Below are 23293 nucleotides of genomic sequence, written 5' to 3' on the forward strand. Positions count from 1 at the left end.
AATGGAAGAACTGCTGCCCTATTACGAGCGCGAACTTGGCTTCTTGCGCACCTCGTCGCGCGACTTCGCCGAACGCTATCCGAAGATCGCTGCGCGGCTGGGGCTGTCGGGCGAGACGTGCGAGGATCCGCACGTCGAACGCATGATCGAGTCGTTCGCGCTGCTTAGCGCCCGCATCAACAAGAAGCTGGACGACGACTACCCCGAATTCACCGAAGCGCTGTTCGAGGTGATGTATCCGCATTACCTGCGGCCATTTCCCTCTTGCAGCGTGGCCCAGTTCGACCTGGGCGGCGCGGGCGCCCAGCTGACCGCGCCCGTGCGCATCAGCCGAGGCACCGAATTGAAATCCCATCCGGTGCGCGGCGTGTCCTGCCGCTTCCGCACGGCCTATGAGGTCGCGCTGGCGCCGATCGAGGTGCAACGCGCCGGGTTCGTGTCCAGCGCCAACGCGCCGGCCACGGCCAAGCTGCCGGCGGGCGTCACCGGCCGCCTGTCGGTAACGCTGGGCTGCCTGGGGGAGAACCAGCATTTCGGCATGCCGGGCATCGACCGGCTTCGCATCTACCTGCATGGCGAACCGTCGTTCGTGGCGGCGCTGCGCGACGCCTTGTTCCTGCGCGCGGCCGCGGCGTATGTCGAGCTGCAACCCGGGCGCTGGGACCGTTTGGCCTCGATTCCGCTGGCGCAGGTCGGACTGGCCGAGGAAGATGCGCTGATCGATTTCCCGGCCAGCTCGCATCCTGCGTATCGCCTGCTGGCCGAGTACTTCGTTTTCTCCGAAAAATTCAATTTCGTCGACATCGACCTGGCCGCGCTGCGCCCCTATCTGGGCACCGTGCGGCAATTCACGCTGCACCTGCCGGTGAGCGGACTGCGCGCCGACTCCAACACGGCGCGGCTGCTGGAGTCGACGTCGGCGGACAACCTGCGGCTGGGCTGCACGCCGGTGGTGAACCTGTTCCCCCAGCGCGCCGATCCCATCCGCGTGACGCATGCGGCGGCATCGTATCCGGTGGTGGCCGATGCGCGCCGCGCTTATGGATACGAGGTCTATTCCATCGACCGCGTGCGCCAGGTGCGGCAGAACGCCCTGGGCGACGCGGTGGTGGATTTCCGGCCGTTTTATTCGCTGCATCACGGCGAGTCGCCCGAGTCCGCCGGCCATTACTGGACGATGCGGCGCGACGCCGCGATGGCGCAGCGCAGTCCGGGCTACGAGACCGAGATCTCGATCGTCGATATCGACTTCGATCCGTCGGTGCCGCAGACCGAAACCCTGAGCCTGGACCTGACCTGCACCAATCGCGACCTGCCGGCGCAAATCGCGGTGGGCCAATCGGGCGGAGACCTGTTCCTGGAAGGGGGCACCGTCGCGCGCGCCATCCGGATGCTGCGCCGGCCGACCCATTCGCACCGGTTCCAGCAGGGACGCGCCGCGCACTGGCGGCTGATTTCGCATTTGGCGCTGAACCATCTGTCTCTGGTGCAAAGCGGCCTGCCCGCCCTAAAGGAGACGCTGCGCCTGTACGACCTGTCGGGATCGGCGGTGGCGGCGCGCCAGATCGAAGGCCTGGTGGGCCTGGACTACAAGCCGGCCACGCACTGGATGCCGGGCGAGCCCTTCGCCACGTTTGTGCGCGGGATCGAGATCCGGCTGACCGTCAACGAAGATCACTTCGTGGGCACGAGCCTGCATACCTTCGTGGCCGTCATCAACCGGTTCTTTGGCCTGTACGTGCACGCCAACAGTTTCGTGCAGTTGGTCGTGTTGTCGCGCCGCGGCGCAGAGGAATTACTACGATGCCCCCCATGCAACGGCGACGCCATCCTAGCGTGATGGACGCGCTGCTGGCAGAGCCGCAGCGCTTCAAGTTCTTCCAGGCGGTGCGCTTGCTGGAGCAGTGCTTTGCGCGGCAGGAGCGCGGGGCGACCCGCCACCCGGTGCCTGTGCATCTGCGCTTTCCCAACGCGCCCGGGCTGGGCTTTCCGCCCAGCGAGATCGTCGACGCCGTGGCGTATGACAAGAATGGCGAGGTGCTGGCCGACGAAGCGGCGCGCCAGGCCGCCGTGGCCGAAGGACGGCTGGGCCGCGTCGATGTGACGCCGGCCTTCTTCGGCCTGTTGGGCGCGCAGGGCGCTTTGCCGCTGCATTATTCCGAGATGCTGGCGAACCGGGAAAGCCTGCGGCGCGACCGGGGCGCGCGCGCCTTCTTCGATATTTTCTCGAACCGGGCCGCGGCGCTGTTCTACGCCGCCTGGAAGAAGTACCGCATGCCGCTGCGGCACGAAACCGATCAGGACCATCATTACCTGCCGCTGTTGCTGTCCTTGGCCGGCATCGGCCATCCGGCGCTGCGCGACCGGCTGCACAACGGTGCGGGCCGGGTGTTCGACGAGTCCGTGGCCCATTACGCCGCGGCCGCGCGCCAGCGGCCGGTGTCGGCGCCGCTTCTGCAGCGGGTGCTGCAGGACTACTTCGGCGTGCCGCTGCGGGTGGAGCAGTTCGTGGGCCGCTGGTATGACGTGCCGCCGCAGAACCGTACGCAGCTGGGTCAGCCTGGCGCTGTGCTGGGCGTGTCCGCGCTGGCAGGCGACCGCATCTGGCAGCGCGACCTGCGCATCCGGTTGTGGATCGGCCCCTTGTCGCGCCAGGCTTTCGCCGACTTCCTGCCGGGCGGCGAGCGCGCGCGGGCGCTGGAGAAGCTGCTGACGATGTTCGGCGGCATGACCTTCGAATACGAGGTGCGGCTGGTGCTGTCGCGCGAAAGCGTCATGCCCTGCCAGCTGGGCGAGGGCGGCGAGGCGCGGCTGGGCTGGAACTCGTTCCTGTGCACGGGGCCGGCAAGCGAAGACCGCGATGACGCCAGCTACGAGTTGCACACCATTCATTGACCCCACAACAACATAGAGACTCATGGGCACTCCGCTGAAGACCTTGATCGGGAAGTTGAACCAGACCTGCCGCCAGGCCGCCGAACGCGCGGCCAGCCTGTGCATGGCCCAAGGCCATTACGAAGTGGACCTGGAGCATCTGTTCCTGGCGCTCCTGGAAAAGCCGGCCAGCGACGTGAGCATCATTGCGCGGCGCTGCCACATTCATACCGATGCGCTGGAAGCGGACCTGAAGGCCGAGATCGGCCGGTTCAAGAACGGCAATACGCGCACGCCCGTGTTTTCGGCGCACCTGCCAAAACTGTTCGAGCACGCGTGGCTGATCGCTTCCCTTGATACGCAGACCACGCGCATCCGCTCCGGGCATCTGCTGCTGGCGTTGTTGACGGAACCCGACCTGGCGCAGCTGGCGCGGCGGGGCTCGCCGCTGTTCGAATCTTTCCGGCTGGATGAGCTCAAGCACGATTTCGCCGCCCTGACGCAGGGCTCGGAGGAGGCGGGGCAGGCGGTGGGCTTTGGCGATGGCGGGGCGGAGCAGGGCGAGGCGGGACAGCCCGCGCCGGCGCTGTCGCAGACGCCGGCCCTGGATCAATACACCACCAACCTTACCGAGCGTGCGCGGGAAGGCAGGATCGATCCGGTGATCGGCCGGGACGCCGAGATCCGCCAGATGATCGACATCCTGACGCGGCGGCGGCAGAACAATCCCATCCTGACCGGCGAGGCGGGCGTGGGCAAGACCGCGGTGGTCGAGGGGCTGGCGCTGCGGATCGTGGCGGGTGACGTGCCGCCCGCCCTGGCCGACGTGACGCTGCGGGTGCTGGACCTGGGCCTGCTGCAGGCGGGCGCCAGCGTCAAGGGCGAGTTCGAGAACCGCCTGAAGAATGTGATCGACGAGGTCAAGAAGAGCCCGTCGCCCATCATCCTGTTCATCGACGAGGCGCACACGATGATCGGCGCGGGCGGGCAGGCGGGCCAGAACGATGCGGCCAACCTGCTCAAGCCCGCCCTGGCGCGCGGCGAACTGCGCACCATCGCCGCCACGACGTGGAGCGAATACAAGAAGTATTTCGAGAAGGACGCCGCGCTGGCGCGCCGCTTCCAGGTCGTCAAGGTCGAGGAGCCGGACGACGCGCTGGCGGCGTCGATGCTGCGCGGCATCGCGCCGCTGATGGAAGGCCATTTCGGCATTCGTATCCTGGACGAGGCCATTGTCGCGGCGGCGCGGCTGTCGCACCGCTATATCACCGGCCGTCAACTGCCCGACAAGGCGGTCAGCGTGCTGGACACGGCCTGCGCGCGCGTGGCGCTGGGCCGCAGCGCCACGCCGGCGCTGATCGATGATGCGCGCCATCGCCTGGCGCGGTTGCGCACCGAACGGGAGTCGCTGCGACGCGAGGCCGCCACCGGCGCACCCCAGGCGCGGCTGGCGGAGCTGGACGGGGAGATCGCCGAGGTGGAGGCGACGCTTGCCGACGCGGAAGGCCGGCACGTGGCCGAGAGGGATCTGGTGGAAAGAATTCAAGCGTTGCGCGCGGAACTGGAGGCCAAAGGCCAGGATGCGTCGGGACCCGAAACCGCCGCACCCACCGCGAGTCGGCGCAAGCCGGCCCCCGCGCCGCTCACGCCCGAGCAGCAGCGACTGGCGGGCCTGATGGACGAGCTGCGCGCCTTGCAGGGCGAGCAGCCGCTGGTGCCCGCGTGCGTGGACGCGCAGGTCGTGGCCGAGATCATTTCGGCATGGACCGGCATTCCGCTGGGCCGCATGGTGAACGACGAGATCCGCACCGTGCTGCAACTGCAGCCCATGCTGGCCGAGCGGGTCATTGGGCAGGACCACGCGCTGCACGCCATTGCGCAGCGCGTGCGCACGGCCCGAGCCGGCCTGGAAGATCCGGACAAGCCCAAGGGCGTGTTCCTGTTCGTCGGCCCCTCGGGCGTGGGCAAGACCGAGACGGCGCTGGCGCTGGCCGACATCCTCTACGGCGGCGAACGCAAGCTGGTCACCATCAACATGAGCGAATACCAGGAGGCCCACAGCATCTCTGGCCTGAAGGGCTCGCCGCCCGGCTACGTCGGCTATGGCGAAGGCGGTGTCCTGACCGAGGCGGTCCGGCGCCAGCCCTACAGCGTGGTGCTGCTGGACGAGATTGAAAAGGCGCATCCCGATGTGCTGGAGCTGTTCTTCCAGGTGTTCGACAAGGGCGTGATGGATGACGCGGAAGGACGCGAGATCGACTTTCGCAATACGTTGATCATCCTGACGTCGAACGTGGGGTCCAGCACCATCATGCAGGCCTGCCTGAACAAGGCGGCCGACGAGCGCCCGTCGCCGGAGCAATTGTCGGAGCTGCTGACGCCGCAGCTGTACAAGGCATTCAAGCCCGCGTTCCTGGGGCGCATGAAGACCATTCCGTATTTTCCGGTGGACGACGACTCGCTGGCGCGCATCATCGGCCTGAAGCTCGGGCGCATCGCCCGCCGCGTCCAGGCCACGCACCGCGCCGCGTTCGAATGGGACGATGGGCTGGTGGAAGCCGTGTTGGCGCGCTGCACCGAGGTGGATACGGGCGCGCGCAACGTGGACCACATTCTGAACGGAACGCTGTTGCCGGAAATTGCAGAGCAGGTGCTCAGCCGCATGGCGCAGGGTGAGGGCATCGCCAGGATCCGCGTGACGGCGGGCAAGAACGGCGAGTTCCGGTTCCGGATGAGCTGACGAGAGGAGACGTCGACATGGCCCTTGAACTCGCCGCCGCCAGCCTGTTGGGTGCAGGCTTTACGCAGGCCGACCGCCTGCTGGATCTGACGACGCCGCTGGGACAGGACAGATTGCTGGCGGAGCGGCTGCAAGGCCAGGAGCACCTGAGCGATGGCGGCTTCGTCCTGCAGGTGGACGCGCTGTCCGACGATGCGCACATTCCGCTGAAGTCGCTGATCGGCCAGGCCGCGCAGGTGAAACTGCAGACCGCCCTGGGGCGTGACGAGCACCGCGTCTGGTGCGGCCTGGTGACCGAGGCGCGGTTCGAGGGCGCCAACGGCGGCTTTGCACGCTACCGCCTGCGCATCGAACCGTGGCTGGCGCTGCTGCGCCAGCGGCGCGACAGCTACGCGTTTCAGGACCTGTCGGTGATCGATATCGTCGACAGCGTTTTTGGCGACTACCAGGGCCAGGGCGCGCTGGCGCCCCAATGGCGCTGGGAAGTGAAGGATCGCGACGCCTACGCCAAGCGCAGCCTGACGATCCAGTACCGTGAAACCGACTTCGCGTTCGTGGAGCGCCTGCTGGCGGAAGAGGGCCTGTTCTATTGGGTCGAGCATGAAGGCGGCGAGGGCGAGCCGGGTAGCCACACGATCGTCATCGCGGACCACAACGGCGCCTTCGAAGCCGGCCCGCAAGACAGCATTCCGTTTCAGCGCGCGGACGCGACCGAGGAGCAGGACTCCATCCAGGCCTGGCGCCAGCACCGTGCGTGGCGCACCAATGCCGTGCGCCTGGCCACGTGGGACTATCGCGCCATGCAGGCGCGCAGAGTCAGCGCCCAGGTCGAGGACAAGTTCGCCAATGCGATGGAGCTGGCCGACTCGGATTATCCCGGGCAGTATGTGTTCGAGGACGGCGCGCAGGGCGAGCGCCTGGCGCATAACGCGCTGGCGGCGCAACGCGTGCGCCAGTCCCTGTACGAGGGCGAAGGCACCGCGCGCACGTTGGCGCCGGGGCAGCGCTTTACCCTGACAGGCCACTGGGGGCCGTCGCAGGGCGCGGGCGCGGACTTCGTGGTGATCGGCATGCGCCACGAGGCGCGCAACAATTTCGACGAAAGCCTGGGTCGGGCCGTGGCGCAGGCCCTGGGCGCGGCGGGCGAGCAGCCGGACGGCGAGGCGGACTTCTATCGCAACCGCTTCGAAGCCATCGCCGCCACGCTCGAATACCGGCCCAGCACGCGGGACGGCCATGGCGCGCGGCTGCACCCGCGCCCCACCGTGCATGGCGCGCAAACCGCGCTGGTGGTGGGCGCCGGCGATCCGGTCCACACCGACCGCGATCACCGCATCAAGATCCAGTTTCATTGGCAGCGCGGCAGCGCGTCGAGCAACCGCCAGGATCATCCGGCCGGCGACGACAACGCGCCTGCCAGCGAGGCGCTGGGAACATGGGTGCGCGTGGCGGAGCCCGTGGCCGGTGCGGACTGGGGCGGGCATTTCGTGCCTCGTCTGGGACAGGAGGTGCTGGTGCAGTTCCTGCATGGCGATATCGACCGGCCCGTGGTGGTGGGCGCGCTATATAACGGCGCGGGCACCGAAAACGCCGCGAACAATCAGGTGCAGGGCGGGGCGGCCAAGGCCACGGGCAACGCGCCCGCCTGGTTCGCGGGCAGCGAAGCGGGCCACGCGCACAATGTGGTGATGTCGGGTTTCAAGACGCAGGCGCTGGCTACTAGCGGGCAGGGCATGGGCGGCTACAACCAGCTGGTGCAGGACGACACGCCGGGCCAGTCGCGGTTGACGGCGTCGACCACGCAGGCCGAGACGCGGCTGAATCTGGGGCATTTGAAGCAGCAGCGCGACAACGAGCGGCTGTCGGACCTGGGCCATGGGGCCGAGCTCGCGACGGGCGAAGCGCTGGCTTTGCGAGCCGGTGAGGGTCTGCTGATCAGCGCCGACAAGCGCGAAGAGGCGGCGGGCGGCCTGCTGGACAGCGAAGAGGCCATCAAACAGATGGAAAAATCCATCGAGCAGGCCGGCGAGCTGTCCGCCACGGCCGGCCGCCAGGACGCCCTGCTGCCGGGCGATGGAGACAAGCCGCGCGCGTTGAACGAACTGGATGCGGTGCGCGAAATCATCGAAGGCACCAAGGCCGAGGCAGAGGCGGAGGCCGAGGCCCGCGTGCCGGCCTACACCGCGCCGCACATCCAGGTCAGCGCGCCCAGGGGGATCGGCCAATACACGCCGCACAACGCGTACACGGTGGCCGGCGCCACGCTGTGCCAAGTCGCCCCTGACGTGAACTGGGCGGCCGGCGCGAACTTGGCGATGTGCGTGGCGCAAGGCGTCGTGCTGTTCACCAAGGGCCTGGGCGGCAGCGGCCGGGCGGTGGACGAGCAAGGAATCCGCCTGCACGCGGCGGGCGGAAAGCTGCGGCTGCAGAGCCAGAAGGCGCGCATGCGGCTGGCGGCGGAGAAGGCGGTGACGCTGGTCTCGGCGCAGGGCGCGGTGGATGTGAACGCGTCCAGGAAGGTGTTGGCGACGGCCGCGGGGGCGTATATGCGTATCGAGGGCGGCGGCATCCAGCTGCATGCGCCCGGCAAGGTGGAGCTGAAGGCGGGCGTGCATAACTGGGTGGGGCCGCAAAGCGGCGCCGGACCCGCGCAGCCGCCGCAGGGCGATCTGGAAGGCTGCGCCGCGGCGCTTGAAGACGCGGCCGGCAGCGGCGCATTGGCGGCATGACGATGGACGTGACGCCTCGCCACCCCGAGTACTGGACGCCTGGCGCCGAAGCCGGCGTCGAGCGCGCCATCGCGGGCCTGCGCGCGGTGCTGGACGGACGCGCCGACCGGCGTGTGCTGCTGTTGTGCGATTCGACGCTGGCCGACCCGCTGGCTGATGCGATCGCATCGGCCGGACTGCCGCGCTGCGAGGTCGACCTGATTTCGCAGGGCGCGAGCGCGCCGCCCTTGTACCTGGCCGAAGTGCCGGATGAAGTGCGGCACGAGCGCCTGGTCAATGCCAGCCTGAGGCTGGCCGTGGATGAAGCGGTGCGCCCGGCGCCGGCCGCCAGGCGGGCACGCTCGATGTCGGCGTGGCTGGCGACGGATCTGCCGCTGGCGGAAGTTGCGCGGCGCCTGATTCAGCGCGCGCGCCTGCGCGATACGCAGGGGCGCGTGCGCATCCTGCGGTTCTGGGACCCGCGCACCACGCAGTTCCAAAGCGAGCTGTACGCGGGCACGGCGCCGGCCTCGTGGATTCCGGGCGCGGCGTGGATGAGCGTGGACGGATTCGGACGGTGGCAGATGCTGCCGGATGCGCGCGGCCCGATGCAGACCGTGACGCCGGACTGGCCGCGCCTGGCGCGCCTGGGCCGCGTCAATGCCGTGCTGCAACGGCTGAACGCGGACGGCCTGCGTTACGGGGCGTCGGCGCTGGAGCCGGTGCGGCGTGCGCTGGACGCCGGCGCTGCCTGCGGCATCGACGATGACGAGGACGTGGCGCTGTTCGCCGCCTGGCGGGTGCGCCTGGCCGCGCCGCTGGAGCGCGCGCCCTCGTTCGCGGCGTTGCTACGCGAAGTGCGCGAGGAAGGCGGCCGGCTGTATCGCGCCGCCGAGGATATGGATGACGAGGATTGGCAGGCGTTTGCGCAAGAGGCGCAGGCACGGGAGGATCTGCAAGCATGACGACTGACTACGACGCGCTGCCCTGCAAGGGCAAGTTCTGCGGCCGGCCGGGCCTGCCCATTCTGCCCATGCGGATCGCGTATGTGCCGGGCGGCAAGAACGACCTGCCGGACGGTGTGTACATGGATCCGGAGCTGTATTACGAGACCATGCGCCAGGGCGCCTACATGCTGCGCGCCATCACGGCCGGGTATGTCTACATCTGGGATCCACGCCGCAGCTACGGCTGGCGCGCATTCGCGGCGACGGCGACAGGCCAGATGAAGGAAGTGCCGGTCGACGACGACAACCGCCCGACGGAACAGCCGACCTTCACCTGCACGCGCGAAGGGCACGGCCTGGAATCCACGCTGATCAACGTCGAGGCGCCCGCCAATGCGTCGCGCACGGTGTGGGTGGGATATTCGCGTGTCTGGTGGACGCGGGACATCCGCCGCGACCTGACGCGCGACGAGCGGTGGCGCAAGAAGATCATGGTGGAGCTGGACGCCAAGGCGGTGTGGGCAGGCGGCCATCCCAAGCCCGAGACCGGCTACCGCGTGGCGGAAGACGGCGCCAACCTGGCCAAGCATTCGATCGAGTTCCGCGACGCGCCGGGCGCCGCCACCTTGTTCGGCAATACGCTCTCGCCGGCCGTGACCGTGTTCGGCGGGCAGGGTGCGGCCGTTGCGGCCAAGATGCGGCAGATGACGCCCAAGGGCGGCATTGTCCTGGCGCTGCGCGATCCCGTGGGCATCCTGGCGGACGTGTCGACGTGGCGCAATAAATGCATGGGGGAGCTGGCCGAACACCATCTGGAACCCACCCGCATGCGCGAAGTGGGCGTGGCGCAAATCATCGATGGCCTGCAAAAGCAGATGGGGAACACGGGCGACGAGATCAGGCGCCTGCGCGAACGCGTGGATACGGGCAAGGTCGCCAAGACGCTCAGCGACAACAAGACCGCCATCGCCCGCATGCGCGAGAAGATCGAGGGGGCCGGCAAGGACTGGGCGTGGTGGTATGGCCGCGAGGCGCTCTGGCTGGCGTTCAAGGCCTATTCGTGCAAGGACGCCGCGGTCGGCGAACGGCTGGAAGACGACATGGCGCTGTGCGTGGATGGCGCCGGCGCGATTGAAAGCGAACACAAGGCGATCGACGATTCGCTGAAGGACGAGGACGGCTCAAGCACGTATGCGGCGATCTGGCGCGCGCTGGCGGCGAACGACGGCGAGCTGCTGGGCTTTCTGGACCGCGAGGCCAAGGGCAAGGTCATCTCGAAGCAGGTCTCCAATGTCCGCAAGATGATCAAGAGCTACAACGACTGGCTCAAGGCGCGCGCGGCCAAGGGGCAACTGCCGCCGATGAGGGCGGCAAGCGCGGCGATCGGCCGTTTCATGGCGACGCAGCTGTTGCGGCTGACCCTGGCGGGCGACCCCATCGCCGAGCGCGTCGCGGCGCGCGTCACGCTGACGATGTCGGCGCGCATGAACATCGTGATGGCGGTGCGCACGCACACCACCACCTTGCCCCGGATGATCGCGGACATGCACCAGATCGTCTGGGAGCCGGACCTGACGTCGGTAACGGTAGGCGGCGGGAACGGCATCTATGCCAACAAGCATATGCAGTCCGGCTGGATGGGCACCCAGGCCGAGCGCTCCACGCCGGTCACGCTCAACTACATCATTCCCGAAGAGGTCGACGCGCAATTGAACGCCGCGGCCACGGCGCGTCCGCGGCCCGGCGCAGGTGCAGGCGCGTCGCCGCAGCTTTCGCTGCCGGCGCCGGCGCCGGTGCTGGCCCTGCCCGCGCCCACGATGTCGCCGCTGGCGGGCCTCGTCAAATGGGCAAAGAGCAAGGACGGCGCCAATGCGGGCGCGACAGGCGTGATGACGCTGGTGGCGCTTTATTCATCGGTGTCGGACCTGCGCAAGGCGCAGGTCGTGCACGACGCCAAGGCTGCGCGCAAAGCCTGGTTCGGCATTACGTCGGGGGTGCTGGGCGTGGGCAGCGTGGCGATCGAAGTGACGGCGGGCGGGATTGGCGCGCGCGTGGGCGCCAACACGGCCTTCACCATGAATCTGAAGTTGAACATGCGCTTGACGGCGGTGCGGACGGCGGGCGCCGTGTTCGCGGCGGCCGCCACGTTCGTCGACGGCGCAAACAATGCGCTGAGCGCCGTCGACCAGTACGACGTCAAGAACTACGAGGCGGGCAGCGCCTATGCGACGTCCTCCGTCTTCCTGCTGCTGTCCGGACTGACCGGCGTCGCCACGGCCCTGATTTCGCTGGGCGGCGCCTTCAGCACGGCCGGCGTGGTGGCGGGCGCGGGGGGCTTTGGCAGCGCGATGGTCGGCCTGACCAGCGGCGGCACCGTGCTGTTGGGTATTCCCGTGTGGGGCTGGATCGCGCTGGGCCTGTGCCTGCTGGCCGCGGGGCTGTACTTCAAGTTCTGGGGCGACAGCGCCAAGGAAAGCGAACTGGAGATCTGGTACACGTGCTGCTGCATGCGCTCCGCGGAATTCACAGACGTGGAAGAACGCGAGCTCTACCCAACGCGCGAAGACGAGCTGGAGGCGTTCAACCGCGCCGTGTTCGGCGTGCGCGTGACGCTGGACTGGAAGGGGCTTTGGCAGGGCGAGGTCTTCGGCCGGGATCGCCTGGTGCTGGAAGTGGTGATGCCGGGCTATTCCGAGCACAGCGACTACGCGTACAACCTCAAGCTCGTCGGGCAGGGTGTCAGCGCGGTGGTGGCGAGCAAGGGATCTGTGCGTTCCCAAGACCCCGAACTGCAGCCGCGCGGTCCGTCCAATGCGCAGTTTGTGCAGGGCCGCCCGCCCAAGGAAACCTGGGCCGACGGTGTGGATAAATACGTCGACAATATGGAGTCTCGCCCGGGGTGGGCGGATGCCTGGCGCTGGATCCGCAAGGATCGGAGCCAGTCCATCGAATTCACGGCCAAGCCCTGGGACGAGTCGGTGCAGTTCCACGTAAGCAACGGCTGCGCGGTCCTGCGCACGGAGGTGCTGGTCGACGATGATATCTTCCAGGAAGCGATCATCAAGGTCGAGTACTGGCCTGACCCGGACCGCATGCCCGACATCCGCTCGCTGCCGATGGGCGGCAGCGGTTCAAATCTTGTGAAAGCGAATGACTGACAAGGCGCACGCATGAATAGCAACGAAGGGATCCCGGTGTCGGTCTATACCCGATGGCACCAGTTGTCGGTGCCCTTGGCCTTCGCCTTGGCGGTGGGCAGTTTCATGCTCGTGGTGTTCAACCGCGGGCCGATCGGCCTGGCGGCCGTACTGGCGGTGCTGGGCCTGCTGGTGCCGCCGCTGGTGGCGTTCAGGGGATTCCCCACCCGCAACGCGGTCAGGGTGACGGCCGAAGGGCTGGAGTTTTCGCGGCGGTCTCCCGTCGCCTTCGCCGACCTGTCCAGCTGGGGCACGGACGACTATCTGAAGCTGGTCCGACCCGGCCTGCCGACGCTGCTGGTCAGCGCGGCGGACCTGCCCAGGCGTGAGCGTCTGTTGCGCGAATTCGAGCAGGCGTTGGCGGCGTGGCAAAAGCGCCAGCCCGCGGGGACGCAGGCGGCGCGCCGCACGCATTTCTACGGTTCCACGGGCGGGCGCCTGGTGGGCCTGTTGATCACCGGCCTGGGCGCGGGCGCGGCCGTCATGGCGCTGAACTTGCGCGAGCCATCGATATCGCTGGCCATCGTCGGCGGGCTGGGGGCGCTGTTCGGCTTGACGATGCTGTTCGGCCGGCGGGGCTGAAGGGCAGAGAAAGGCGGCAAGCCCTTGCCGCCGTCTTGCCGGCTTACGGGGCGTTCGGCGATCGGGAGAACACGACGCTGATCGACGTGTTCGACGTAAGGCGCAAGGTCGCATCGGCATGAGGGCGCACGGCAAAGCCGAGCAGGCGGGCGGATGCCCAGATCAGGCCGAGCGCGGGAACCGCCGCCGAGGCCAGGTCGCCGAGTCCGGGAGCGGGATTGAGCGGCGCATGCTCCACCGCACTGCGCATGCCGGCGTTGCCGAGCATCGCCTGGAGGCGGCCGATGGCGGGTTCCAGGTCGTCGACATTCTCGAGGAAGAAGTCTTCTCGGGCGTTGCACAGCCTGGCGAGTTCATCGCCGTCCATCCTGTTGAAAAAGTAGGTGCGCGCCACTGTCATGGAAGCCTCCGCGGATAGCGCCATCTTAGCCCCGGGATGGGGGCGCCGGCCTGCCCGGACCGCCTCGATGGCGGGCTGGCCGCCCTGGCTCGAGCCGGGGACAGGGGAGCCGGGCATACAAAATGTTGCCCGTCGCCCGACTTCCGCTTGCTAGCATGATCCACGCCGGAATCATCCGGCGTTTGGACGGATGGACAGTGGAGGTTGCCATGAATTCAAGAAGAACACTCAACCGGATCGCCGTGCTTGCGGCGGCGGGTGCGTTGCTGGCGGGTTGCGCCACGCAACAGCAAACGAACACCGCCGTGGGGACGGGCGCGGGCGCGGCGCTGGGCGCCGGCATCGGCGCCCTCATCGGGCATGGCAAGGGCGCGGCGATCGGGGCCGGCATCGGCGCGGTCGCGGGCGGCCTGGTCGGCTACAACTGGAAGGTGGTCAAGGACGACGTCCAGAAATCCGGCGCGTCATCGCTGGGCATCGACGTCGTGGAAATGCCGGACGGCAGCCTGAAGGTCAACATTCCCAGCGGCGTGTCGTTCGACACGGACAAGACGCAGCTCAAGCCGGCGCTGCTGCCGGTCCTGGACAGCGTGGCGCGTTCGCTCAACCAGCATCCCGAGCTGCGGGCCAAGGTGGTCGGCCATACCGACAGCACCGGTTCGCTGGCGCACAACCAGACCCTGTCGGTGAACCGCGCGAAAAGCGTCACGGACTACCTGGCGGGCCAGGGCGTGGCGGCGGGCCGCCTGACTGTCGAGGGCCGGGGCCCCAACGATCCGATCGGCGACAATGCCACCGCCGAAGGCCGCGCGCTGAACCGGCGCGTCGAGATCTACCTGTACGCGGTCCGGCAGTAGGCGCGGGCGCGTCGCTTGTCCAGGGCGGCCGGCGCGATGCGCCGCCGCCCTTTATTTCTGGAGTCCGCCATGAGCATGTTTCCTCCCGCCCGCATCGGCACCGATACCGCCGTCGCCGCGCTTGCCGGATGGCAAGCGGTGGCCATGCGGGACGCCATCGAAAAGCGCTTCCGTTTTCCCAATTTCAACGCCGCCTTCGGCTTCATGTCGCGCGTGGCCATGTTCGCGGAAAAGCTGAATCACCACCCCGAATGGACCAACGTCTACAACCGCGTGGACGTGATCCTGACCACGCATGACGCGGGCGGCGTGACCGAACTGGATGTGCGCATGGCGCAGTTCATGGACGAGGCCGCCGCGCAGGCGGGGGCAACGGCGCCCAAGGCCTGAGCGGCCGGGCGTTCAATCTTCCGCGTCGTCCGCGCAGGCGTGCAGATGGCCGATCAGGCGGTCCAGCATGTCGCCCAGCTGGTGCTGTTCCTCGGTGCTGAGGCAGCCGAAGATTTCGTCGTTGCGGCGGGCGATCAGGTCGATGATGCGCCGGTAGTGCGCCAGGCCTTCGTCGGTGGGCGCCAGCACGACGCCGCGTCCGTCGGACGCCGACACCTTTTTTTCCACCAGGCCGCGGTCCACCAGCGCCTGCGCCGAGCGGCTGGCCTGGCCCTTGTTCAGGTTGGCCGCCCGGGCCAGGTCGTTGACCGACAGCGGCGCGTAGCGGCCGATGGCCGCTAGGCAGCGCGCTTCGCCCAGCGGGATGTCGCAGTCCTTCAGGTAGGCGCGATTCGTGTCCCGGTCCGTGATCTTGTTGAGCACGTGCAGGCGGTAGGTCAGGAATCGTTCCAGGGCGGGCGTATTCACGTCGGGCGGGCAGGGGTGGAGGCCGGATAGTTTGCCACAGGGTCGTCAGCGAGGCTGGCGGCTTCGGCCTGCGCCAGCAGCGCCAGCGCTTCCGTCGCGTTGGGCTGGCGGCTGAGCAGCGAAAGGCCGAGTATCGACAGGAACAGCGGCGCGCGGGATTCCCCCACGCGGGTCAGCGCCTGCGCCATGCCGGTGTAGACCTGGTCCAGTTCATCGTTGTTCATGCTTGGCCTTTCGTCGTGGCGCTCAGGGTGAGCGAGGGATAGTAGGGCGCCAGGGCGGCGCGCAATGCGGCGGCGGCAGGAGATTGCCAGCGGCCCAGCACATAGCCGTCGGGGCGCAGCAGGTAGACGGTTCCCGCATCGCCGCCGTAACGCTGGCGCAATTGGCCGTGCTCGTCCCGCAGGCCGCCTGCGCCGGCGCGCAGCACGCGCAGCGGATGGGGGGCGCTTTGCGTGGCGGCGGCCAGCGCGTCCAGCTCGGCCGACAGGCCTGCGTCGGGCGCCAGCGCCAGCGCCACGAAACCGGCGCCGAAGTTCGCGCTGAGGTAATGCGGCGCGCCGCCTTCCTGCAGCAGGACGTCGGGCGCGGGCTGGCCGGGCGCGGCGGCCGTGCCTGCCCCGGGCGCGCCGTCTTCCAGGTTCAGCGGCGAGCCGTCGTAGGAAATAGGCGCGGACTGGCGCGGATTGATCAGCGGCCGTACGGACTCGTCAGCCAGCGCAAGGCGCAGGGCGGCTTCGCGCATGAGGCGAAAGCCGAAGTCCGGCGGTGCCATGAATTCGGTGCTCTTGGCGCCGTAGGCCAGGTTCTGGCGGGTGGCATGCACGCGTTCGATGCTGTAGCTGTCCAGCAGGCTGTCGGGCGCCAGGCCTTTGAGCGTCCAGGCCAGTTTCCAGGCGAGGTTGCCGGCGTCGTCCAGGCCCGAGTTCAGGCCACGCACGCCGAAAATAGGGACGAGATGGCCGGCGTCTCCTGCGAACAGCACGCGCCCATGGCGGTAGCTGTCCAGCGTGAGGCACTTGGCGTTGTAGATGGAAATCCAGAGCGGCTTCCAGGGCGCGGTTTCGCCGATCATGTCCAGATGGCTTTGCACGCGCGGCAGCACGTTTTCGGGTTTGACGGCTTCTTCGGGGTCCTCGTCGTCGCGGATCTGGTAGTCGACGCGCCACACGTTGCCGGGCTGGCGGTGCATGAGCAGGGTCGAGCCGGGGTTGGACGGGGGATCGAACCAGGCCAGGCGCTCCACCGGGCGCTGCGATTCCTGCTCGATGTCGACGATGACGTAGCGCCCTTCGTACTGCATGCCCTCAAGCTTCAGGCCCATGGCGTCGCGCACGGCGCTGCGTCCGCCGTCGCAGGCGATCAGCCAGTCGGCGCGCACGGTATGGCATTCGCCGCCGGACTCCACCTGCACCGAGACGCCGTCCGGTCCGGCCTGCAGGCCAGTCACCCGGCTGGACCATTGCAGCGAGGCCAGGCCGGGATGGCGCTGCATGGCCCGGTGCGCGTATTCCTCGACGTAGTACTGCTGGATGTTGACCATGGGCGCATAGCGCTGCAGAGGATCGTGCGGCATCTCGAAATGCAGGACTTCGCGGTCGCGGAAGTAGCTGCGGCCGCCGGTCCAGGCCAGGCCGGTTTCGATCAGCGGCCGGTCCGCGCCGACCCAGCCCAGGATTTCCTGCGAACGCCGCGACATGCAGATGGCCCGGCTGCCGCTGCAATAGCCGGCGTCGGCCTCGATGGTGAGGGACGCGATGCCGTATTCGGCCAGCAGGGCGGCCAGCGTCAGGCCGACGGGGCCGCCGCCGGCGATCAGGACGGGGACGTGGGAAGGGAGCGTCATGCTGTCTCCATGATTTGGTTGTTTGCGCAACTATATGCTTGTTGGGTTGCGCGCGCAACTATTTTCAAAGGGCGTAAAAAAACCCGCCAGCGGCGGGTTTCGGGGGCGTGCGGCGATCAATTGCGCACGTAATAGATGCGCATCGCCTGCTGCTTCTGGGCGCCGTCCATGACGCGCAGCACCACCACCTTCGGGATGAAGCCGTCGGGCAGCTTGAGCTGGCCCAGCGCATAGTCGTAGCGGTCGACGTTCAGGGCCGGACCTTCCGGCGTGATCGTCGCGGCGCGGCCGTTGGGGTAGGAACCTTCGATGGCAAACGTCAGGTTGCCCTTGAAGGGCGCGCCCTGGCGGTCTTCGCGCATGACCAGCACCTGGTAGTCCAGTTGGCCGGGCGCGCGCTTGAATGTGGCGGAGCGGATGCCCAGGTTGCCGCCGCGGGGATCGGGCGGCATGGCGTCCTGGAACAGCACCAGTTCCTTGTCCAGGGTTTCGATCCTGGCGCGCGCGTCGGCCAGGTCGCTGGTCAGCTTTTCGTGGCCGGCCTTGTTGGCGTCGCGCTGCTGGGTGGCTTCTTCAAGCTGGGTCTGCAGGCGCTGGCGCTCCAGATTGGAGGCGCTGAGTTCGCTGTGCAGCTGTTCGGACTGTTCGACGGTCAGGCGCTGCGGGCCGTAGTTGGTTTGCAGGAAGAGCACGCCGCCCGCGCCGAGGGCAATGCCAACCAGCAACAGGACAAGCCAGCGCGGCATGCGACGCGTGCGTTGGCCAGGCTGGTATACGGAGGGCTTGAACACGGCCCGTTGCGATCTTCCAAACATCCCCATTCCTAGAAAACTTCCTGTGTATTTGCTTGTTGGCATGCTGCGCGCGCATGCCAAAGCGTCAGAGAATACCCCGTTAGCCGGGGGCGTTGCGTGCGCAGACAAGCCTGGTTGCGCACCTTGATATTGTGAAATATGTGGGTGTCAGCGGCCCTGGCCGGCGAGTTCCGCGTCCAGGTCGGCAAGCCGTTGCGGGGTCCCGACATCCGTCCATCGGCCGCCATGGCGGGTGCCGCGCGCCAGGTCCAGGCCCATGGCCTGCCTGAGCAGGGGCGCCAAGGGGGCCGCAGCGCCGCGCGGGACATCCGCGAACAACGAAGGATGGTAGACGCCGACGCCGGCAAAGGTCAAACGGGGCTCGCCCTGGGCGAGCACGCGGCCATCATCCTTCAGGACGAAATCGCCGGCCGGGTGGTGCGCGGGATTGTCCACCAGCAGCAGCCAGGCGCCCGCCGGGGACACGCGCGGCGCCACGTCGCGGGCGGCCGCGGGATCCCAGTCGCACCAGATGTCGCCGTTGATCACCAGGAAGGGGTCTTCGCCCAGAAGGGGGAGCGCCTGCGCGATGCCGCCGGCCGTTTCCAGCGCGGACGCCTCGGCCGAATAGCGGATCCGCACGCCAAAGGCGGATCCGTCGCCGAGCCCGCGCTCGATTTCGTGGCCCAGCCAGGCGTGGTTGATGACGATGTCCCGGAAGCCCGCCGCGGCGAGGCGTTCCAGGTGCCAGGCGATCAGCGGCTTGCCGCCCGCCGGCAGCATGGGCTTGGGCAGGCGGTCGGTGAGCGGCCGCATGCGTTCGCCGCGCCCCGCGGCAAGAATCATGGCCCGCATCAGAACGTGTATCCGACGCTGACCTGGCGGTCGTCAAGGCGGTCCAGCAGGCGCAAGAGCGGCGTGAATACCCCGTAGCGCTGGGCCACCTGGCGGACGTAGCCGTTCACGCGCGGCATGTGGGCCAGGTAGTGCGCCTTGCCGTCGCGGTGGTTCAGGCGGGCGAATACGCCCAGGATGCGCAGGTTGCGCTGCAGGCCCATCCATTCGTAGGCGCGGTGGAAATCGGCGAAGTCGGCATCCACGGGCAGGCCGGCGGCGCGCGCCATCTCCCAGTACCGGATGGCCCAGTCCAGCTGCTGGGGTTCTTCCCAGGTGGTCCGGGCGTCCGTCACCAGGGACGCCAGGTCGTAGGTGATGGGGCCGGCCAGCGCATCCTGGAAATCGATGATGCCGGGGTTGGGGCCGTACTGCGGCTGGTCGCAGACCATCAGGTTGGGCGAATGGAAGTCGCGGTGCACCAGCACCTGGGGCTGCCCGCCGTTGCTGGCCGACAGCAGCGCGAAGATCTTGTCCAGCGCGCTGGCGGTCTTGTCGTCGAGTTCCGCGCCATGGTGCTTGCGCACGTACCATTCGGGGAACAGCTTGAGTTCTTCGGCCAGGCGGCTGCCGTCGTAGGAGGCGAGCCCGGCGGTCGACGCCTGCTGCAGCTTGACCAGGGCGGCCAGCGCTTCGCGGTACAGCGTCTGGAGCTGGCGATCGTCCAGTCCGGCCTGGATCCTCTGGTAATAGGTCTGTTCGCCAAGGTCCGACAGCAGCAGCAGGCCCTGGTCCAGGTCCTGCGCCAGCACGGTCGGCACGTTCAGCCCGGCGTCCGCCAGCAGCTGGCCCACATGCAGGAAGGGGCGGCAGTCTTCGTGCTGGGGCGGCGCGTCCATGACAATCAGGGTGCGCGGGCCCGCGTCCAGCCTGAAATAGCGGCGGAAGCTGGCGTCGGCGGAGGCGGGGCGCAGGGTCTCGACGGCCAGGTTCAGGGCGGCGGGCAGGCCTTCCAGCCAGGCGCGGACTTGCGCCAGGCGAGGGTCGTGATCGTTTTTCAAGGAAGATCCGTGTCAGAAGGGCAATATTGCTGAATTTCGGGTTCCGCGAACATAAGGCTGGGCGTTGTTTGCGGCTTCTCTATAATACCGGCTCGTTTCCGTCAGCATTGGCCCCGCCTGGGCGCCTTTGTCCGGCTCTCCCATGGTCAATAAGGGCTGTTTTCATTCGTGCGCAAGGTTCCGTGGTTGATCCTCTCCGTTGTCAGCATCGCCGGCGGAGCCGTTCAGGCTCAAGGTAGCCCGGGCGCCGCTGCTTCCGCGCCGTCGGCCACGTCTGCTCCGCAACTGCGCACTTCCCCCGGTTTGCGGATACACCGGTTGCCGGACGACAGCATCCCCGCCTATATGGAAGCGGACAGCATTTCGGGCGATCCGGATTCCGAGCTCACCCTGTCCGGCAGCGCACAGGTGCGCCGCATCGACGGCGTGATCAAGGGCGACGAGATCAACTACCGCAAGGATACCGGCGAAGTCGACGTCCGGGGCAATGCGCGCATGATGCGCGATGGCACCCTGGTGACGGGGCCGACCGCCAAGTTCAACGTGGACAAGTATTCGGGCCAGGTCGAAAAGCCGAATTTCTGGCTGGGCTCCACGGGCGGCTTCGCCGTCGCCGAGCACGCGGACATTTTCAGCAAGTCGCAGATGCGGCTGCATACGGTCACGTACAGCGGGTGTCCGTGCCCGGAGCCTTCCTGGTACATCAAGGCCAACTCGGTCGACATCGACTTCGACGAGAACGAGGGCGTGGCGCGAGGCGGCGTGCTGTACTTCAAGGATGTGCCCATCCTGGCCTCGCCCTACATGACCTTCCCGGTCAAGCGCGAGCGCAAGTCGGGCTTCCTGATTCCGACGTACGGCACGACCAGCCAGGGCGGCTTCGACGTGTCGATTCCGTATTACTTCAATCTGGCGCCGAATTACGACCTGACGGTGCAGCCGCGCTATTTTTCGAAGCGCGGCACGCAGCTTGGCGGCGAGTTCCGCTACCTCGGGTCCAGCTACCTGGGCACGATCGACGGGACCTATCTCCCGGATGACCATGTCACCGGCGAAGACCGCTGGATGTACTGGTGGCGGCACCAGCAGACCTTCTCCCATGGCTTCTATGCCGATTGGGATATTGCCAAGGTATCAGACGACAATTATTTCCGCGATATTTCCCAGCTGGGCCTGAACCAGGCGTCCACCACCTATTTGCCGCAACGCGGCCGCGTGGGCTGGGCTTCGAACTACTGGAGCGCATACGCCCAGGTCTACAAGTACCAGACGCTGCAGGATCCCGACGCGCCGCTGGTGCCGCCGTACGACAAGGTGCCCGAGCTCTTCCTGCGGGGCGCGCGCTATGACTGGGGCGGTTTCGACGTGGACTGGACCTCGACCGCGGTGCGCTTCAGCATGCCGGACTTCGGTTCCACCCTGCGCTATCCCGACGGCGACCGTCTCCAGACCTATCCGACGGTGTCGTATCCGATCATCCGGCCGGGCTGGTTCGTCATCCCCAAGGTGGGCGTCAACTACACCCAATATCAGACCAAATGGTATGGCGTGGATACGCTGGGGCTGAATGGCGGTTCGGCTGACGGCTTGAAGCGGTCGCAATCGCGAACCGTCCCCATCATGTCCCTGGACACGGGCCTGATCTTCGAACGCGACACCACGCTGTTCGGCAAATCCTCCACGCAGACGCTGGAGCCGCGGCTGTATTACCTGAACGTGCCTTACCGCGACCAGTCCAAGCTGCCTGTGTTCGACACGTCGCTGGCGGACTTCAGCTTCTCTCAGGCCTTCGAGGAAAACATCTACACCGGCGGCTGGGATCGCATCGCGAACGCCAACCAGCTGACGGCTGCGCTGACGACGCGCTGGCTGGATGCCGACTCGGGCTTCGAGCGCATGTCGCTGGGCGTGGCGCAACGCTTTTACTTCGAGGACCAGAAGGTCACCCTGCCGCTGGAGACGCCTCGCACCGACGTGCGCTCCGATTTCCTGGTGGGCGCCAGCGCCGCCCTGACCGACTCGCTGAGCACGGACATCGCCGCGCAGTACAACCCCTACGACAACAATTGGTCGCGCGGCCTCGTCAGCGCGCGCTGGTCGCCGCAGCGCCTGACGACCGTCGCCGTGGCCTATCGCTATCAGCGCGACCCCCAACCGGGCGTGTTCTATCAGCCCCAAGGCCAGAACCAGGTCAGCCTGGCGGTCCAATGGCCGTTCAGCAAGCGTTGGTACGGCGTGGGCCGGGTGGATTATTCTTTGCGTTCCGGCCCCTCCAGCACGGTGGCCAACACGACGGAATCGCCCCGCGTGACGCAGGCCATCGCCGGCCTGGAGTACAAAGGCGACTGCTGCTGGGTGGGCCGCATGGTCTACCAGCGCTACGCCGTATCGGCGGCGGACACCAATTCCGCGCTGTTCTTCCAGCTTGAGCTGACGGGCCTGGGTTCCCTTGGAACCGACCCGATGAACCTGCTGAACAGAAGTATCCCTGGCTACACGCGCGTCACGCCGCCCGTGCCCGCCGGGACCACATTTGAAAGGTATGAATGATGCGTAGGTTGCACTCTTTGCGCCGCCTCTCCGGCAATGCGCTGTTGTTGGCGCTGTGCGCCGGCTTGCCCGCCGCGCACGCGGCCGAGCAGGCTGCCCGTGGCGCGAACAGCGGCGCCAAGGCCGCTCCCGCCGCGCAGAACAACGCCACTGCCGCGCCGAAGGGCGAGCAGTTCGTGGACGGCATCGCCGCCATCGTCGACAAGGACGTAATCACGCTGCGCGAACTGCGCGACGCCTCCGTGCGCGTCGCCGGCGAACTGAAGGCCCGCGGCATCCAGGTGCCGGACGACCAGTCCCTGCAGCACCAGGTGCTGCAGCGCCTCATCATGGAGCGCGTGCAGCGCCACGAAGCCGACCGCCTGGGCATCCGGGTCGACGACGCGCAGATCGACCAGGCCATCCAGACGATCGCCAGCCGCAACAAGATCACCGTGGCGCAGCTGCGCCAGGAACTCGAAAAGGCCGGCACGTCCTGGGACTCCTACCGCAAGTCGCTGCGCGACGAGATCCGCACGGATCGGCTGCGCCAGCGCGCGGTGGACTCCACCATCGTCATTTCCGACACGGAAGTCGATGCCTTCCTGAAGGACCAACGGCGCAATCCGGCATTCGGCGCGTCGCCCCAGGCCGCGCCGCAGCCCCAGGCACAGGCGCAGCCCGCGCCGGAGCAGGCCGCCGCGCCCACCGGTCCGATGCTGTACGCGCTGGCCCAGATCCTGGTGCGCGTGCCCGAGGGCTCGACGCCCGACCAACTGGCCCTGCTGCGCAAGAAGGCGGAAGGCCTGCTGGCGCAAGCCAAGCGCGGCGACGATTTCGCCAGCCTGGCGGCGGCGTCGTCCGACGGTCCGGAAGCCTTGCAGGGCGGCGTGATGGGCGTGCGTCCGCTGGACGGCTGGCCCGACCTGTTCGTCAAGGCAGTCAGCAATCTGCAGAAGGGCCAGGTCAGCCAGCTGATCCAGAGCGGCAACGGATTCCACATCATCAAGGTGATGGACCGGGGCATGGCCCAGCCCGCGCCGGCCCGCACCGCCCGCGCGCCGGC

Annotated in this window: 18 protein-coding genes; 11 read left to right on the forward strand and 7 right to left on the reverse strand. The window is 67.8% G+C overall.

The window, feature by feature from the left end; all coding sequences use genetic code 11:
* Position 1: 1 nt before the first annotated feature.
* The 7 genes from tssF to ABE485_RS26100 are packed head-to-tail and all read left to right on the forward strand — an operon-like array spanning position 2 to position 13048.
* Positions 2-1840, forward strand: coding sequence for a type VI secretion system baseplate subunit TssF (tssF, locus tag ABE485_RS26070; protein ID WP_346518142.1), 1839 nt, complete (start codon positions 2-4; stop codon positions 1838-1840).
* Positions 1804-2895, forward strand: a complete 1092-nt coding sequence (tssG, locus tag ABE485_RS26075) for a type VI secretion system baseplate subunit TssG (protein ID WP_346518143.1) — start codon at positions 1804-1806, stop codon at positions 2893-2895. The genes tssF and tssG overlap by 37 nt, the downstream gene beginning before the upstream one ends.
* 22 nt (positions 2896-2917) lie before the next feature.
* Positions 2918-5614, forward strand: coding sequence for a type VI secretion system ATPase TssH (tssH, locus tag ABE485_RS26080; protein ID WP_346518144.1), 2697 nt, complete (start codon positions 2918-2920; stop codon positions 5612-5614).
* Positions 5615-5631: 17 nt separating this feature from the next.
* Positions 5632-8343 (forward strand): type VI secretion system Vgr family protein, encoded by a 2712-nt coding sequence (locus ABE485_RS26085; protein WP_346518145.1) that lies wholly within the window; start codon positions 5632-5634, stop codon positions 8341-8343.
* On the forward strand, positions 8340-9287 hold the full coding sequence (locus ABE485_RS26090) for a hypothetical protein (RefSeq protein WP_346518146.1): 948 nt from the start codon (positions 8340-8342) through the stop codon (positions 9285-9287). The genes ABE485_RS26085 and ABE485_RS26090 overlap by 4 nt, the downstream gene beginning before the upstream one ends.
* Complete coding sequence (locus ABE485_RS26095; RefSeq protein WP_346518147.1) at positions 9284-12427, forward strand: T6SS effector BTH_I2691 family protein; 3144 nt, start codon at positions 9284-9286, stop codon at positions 12425-12427. The genes ABE485_RS26090 and ABE485_RS26095 overlap by 4 nt, the downstream gene beginning before the upstream one ends.
* A 12-nt stretch (positions 12428-12439) precedes the next feature.
* On the forward strand, positions 12440-13048 hold the full coding sequence (locus ABE485_RS26100; RefSeq protein WP_346518148.1) for a hypothetical protein: 609 nt from the start codon (positions 12440-12442) through the stop codon (positions 13046-13048).
* A gap of 43 nt (positions 13049-13091) precedes the next feature.
* On the opposite strand, the gene ABE485_RS26105 is transcribed toward ABE485_RS26100, so the two are convergent.
* Positions 13092-13448: a hypothetical protein gene (locus ABE485_RS26105; protein ID WP_346518149.1), complete on the reverse strand. Its 357-nt coding sequence runs from the start codon at positions 13446-13448 to the stop codon at positions 13092-13094.
* Between the two features lie 209 nt (positions 13449-13657).
* On the opposite strand from ABE485_RS26105, the gene ABE485_RS26110 reads away from it, so the two are divergent.
* Together ABE485_RS26110 and ABE485_RS26115 are read left to right on the forward strand one after the other, a co-directional pair.
* On the forward strand, positions 13658-14305 hold the full coding sequence (locus ABE485_RS26110) for an OmpA family protein (RefSeq protein ID WP_346518150.1): 648 nt from the start codon (positions 13658-13660) through the stop codon (positions 14303-14305).
* A 69-nt stretch (positions 14306-14374) separates the two neighbouring features.
* The gene (locus ABE485_RS26115) at positions 14375-14695 is read left to right on the forward strand and encodes a 4a-hydroxytetrahydrobiopterin dehydratase (protein ID WP_346518151.1); all 321 of its coding nucleotides are present in this window, start codon (positions 14375-14377) and stop codon (positions 14693-14695) included.
* Between the two features lie 12 nt (positions 14696-14707).
* On the opposite strand, the gene ABE485_RS26120 is transcribed toward ABE485_RS26115, so the two are convergent.
* The 6 genes from ABE485_RS26120 to ABE485_RS26145 form a co-directional block, all read right to left on the reverse strand.
* On the reverse strand, positions 14708-15163 hold the full coding sequence (locus tag ABE485_RS26120) for a MarR family winged helix-turn-helix transcriptional regulator (protein ID WP_346518152.1): 456 nt from the start codon (positions 15161-15163) through the stop codon (positions 14708-14710).
* Positions 15160-15387 (reverse strand): hypothetical protein, encoded by a 228-nt coding sequence (locus tag ABE485_RS26125; protein WP_346518153.1) that lies wholly within the window; start codon positions 15385-15387, stop codon positions 15160-15162. The genes ABE485_RS26120 and ABE485_RS26125 overlap by 4 nt, the downstream gene beginning before the upstream one ends.
* Positions 15384-17009 (reverse strand): FAD-dependent oxidoreductase, encoded by a 1626-nt coding sequence (locus tag ABE485_RS26130; RefSeq protein ID WP_346518154.1) that lies wholly within the window; start codon positions 17007-17009, stop codon positions 15384-15386. The genes ABE485_RS26125 and ABE485_RS26130 overlap by 4 nt, the downstream gene beginning before the upstream one ends.
* Positions 17010-17125: 116 nt before the next feature.
* A complete protein-coding gene (locus tag ABE485_RS26135; protein WP_346518155.1) occupies positions 17126-17824 on the reverse strand; it encodes a DUF6776 family protein in 699 nt (232 codons plus the stop codon).
* Positions 17825-17971: 147 nt separating this feature from the next.
* Positions 17972-18658 carry an N-acetylmuramate alpha-1-phosphate uridylyltransferase MurU gene (murU, locus tag ABE485_RS26140; RefSeq protein ID WP_346518156.1) on the reverse strand — a complete coding sequence of 229 codons (687 nt, stop codon included), beginning with the start codon at positions 18656-18658 and terminating at the stop codon, positions 17972-17974.
* Positions 18658-19698, reverse strand: coding sequence for an aminoglycoside phosphotransferase family protein (locus ABE485_RS26145; protein ID WP_346518157.1), 1041 nt, complete (start codon positions 19696-19698; stop codon positions 18658-18660). The genes murU and ABE485_RS26145 overlap by 1 nt, the downstream gene beginning before the upstream one ends.
* A gap of 168 nt (positions 19699-19866) precedes the next feature.
* On the opposite strand from ABE485_RS26145, the gene ABE485_RS26150 reads away from it, so the two are divergent.
* Together ABE485_RS26150 and ABE485_RS26155 are read left to right on the forward strand one after the other, a co-directional pair.
* Positions 19867-22248: an LPS-assembly protein LptD gene (locus ABE485_RS26150; RefSeq protein ID WP_346518158.1), complete on the forward strand. Its 2382-nt coding sequence runs from the start codon at positions 19867-19869 to the stop codon at positions 22246-22248.
* A partial coding sequence (locus tag ABE485_RS26155) for a peptidylprolyl isomerase (RefSeq protein WP_346518159.1) occupies positions 22245-23293 on the forward strand: 1049 nt, incomplete at its 3' end. The genes ABE485_RS26150 and ABE485_RS26155, both read left to right, overlap by 4 nt.

The organism is Achromobacter spanius (assembly GCF_039673305.1).
Lineage (GTDB): Bacteria > Pseudomonadota > Gammaproteobacteria > Burkholderiales > Burkholderiaceae_B > Achromobacter > Achromobacter spanius_F.

Coding starts and splice junctions, on each gene's coding strand:
- tssF (WP_346518142.1), top strand. CDS start 2: ATGGAAGAACTGCTGCCCTATTACGAGCGCGAACTTGGCTTCTTGCGC.
- ABE485_RS26090 (WP_346518146.1), top strand. CDS start 8,340: ATGACGATGGACGTGACGCCTCGCCACCCCGAGTACTGGACGCCTGGC.
- ABE485_RS26095 (WP_346518147.1), top strand. CDS start 9,284: ATGACGACTGACTACGACGCGCTGCCCTGCAAGGGCAAGTTCTGCGGC.
- ABE485_RS26130 (WP_346518154.1), bottom strand. CDS start 17,009: ATGACGCTCCCTTCCCACGTCCCCGTCCTGATCGCCGGCGGCGGCCCC.
- tssG (WP_346518143.1), top strand. CDS start 1,804: ATGCCCCCCATGCAACGGCGACGCCATCCTAGCGTGATGGACGCGCTG.
- ABE485_RS26110 (WP_346518150.1), top strand. CDS start 13,658: ATGAATTCAAGAAGAACACTCAACCGGATCGCCGTGCTTGCGGCGGCG.
- ABE485_RS26100 (WP_346518148.1), top strand. CDS start 12,440: ATGAATAGCAACGAAGGGATCCCGGTGTCGGTCTATACCCGATGGCAC.
- ABE485_RS26085 (WP_346518145.1), top strand. CDS start 5,632: ATGGCCCTTGAACTCGCCGCCGCCAGCCTGTTGGGTGCAGGCTTTACG.
- ABE485_RS26135 (WP_346518155.1), bottom strand. CDS start 17,824: ATGTTTGGAAGATCGCAACGGGCCGTGTTCAAGCCCTCCGTATACCAG.
- ABE485_RS26115 (WP_346518151.1), top strand. CDS start 14,375: ATGAGCATGTTTCCTCCCGCCCGCATCGGCACCGATACCGCCGTCGCC.
- murU (WP_346518156.1), bottom strand. CDS start 18,658: ATGCGGGCCATGATTCTTGCCGCGGGGCGCGGCGAACGCATGCGGCCG.
- ABE485_RS26125 (WP_346518153.1), bottom strand. CDS start 15,387: ATGAACAACGATGAACTGGACCAGGTCTACACCGGCATGGCGCAGGCG.
- ABE485_RS26105 (WP_346518149.1), bottom strand. CDS start 13,448: ATGACAGTGGCGCGCACCTACTTTTTCAACAGGATGGACGGCGATGAA.
- tssH (WP_346518144.1), top strand. CDS start 2,918: ATGGGCACTCCGCTGAAGACCTTGATCGGGAAGTTGAACCAGACCTGC.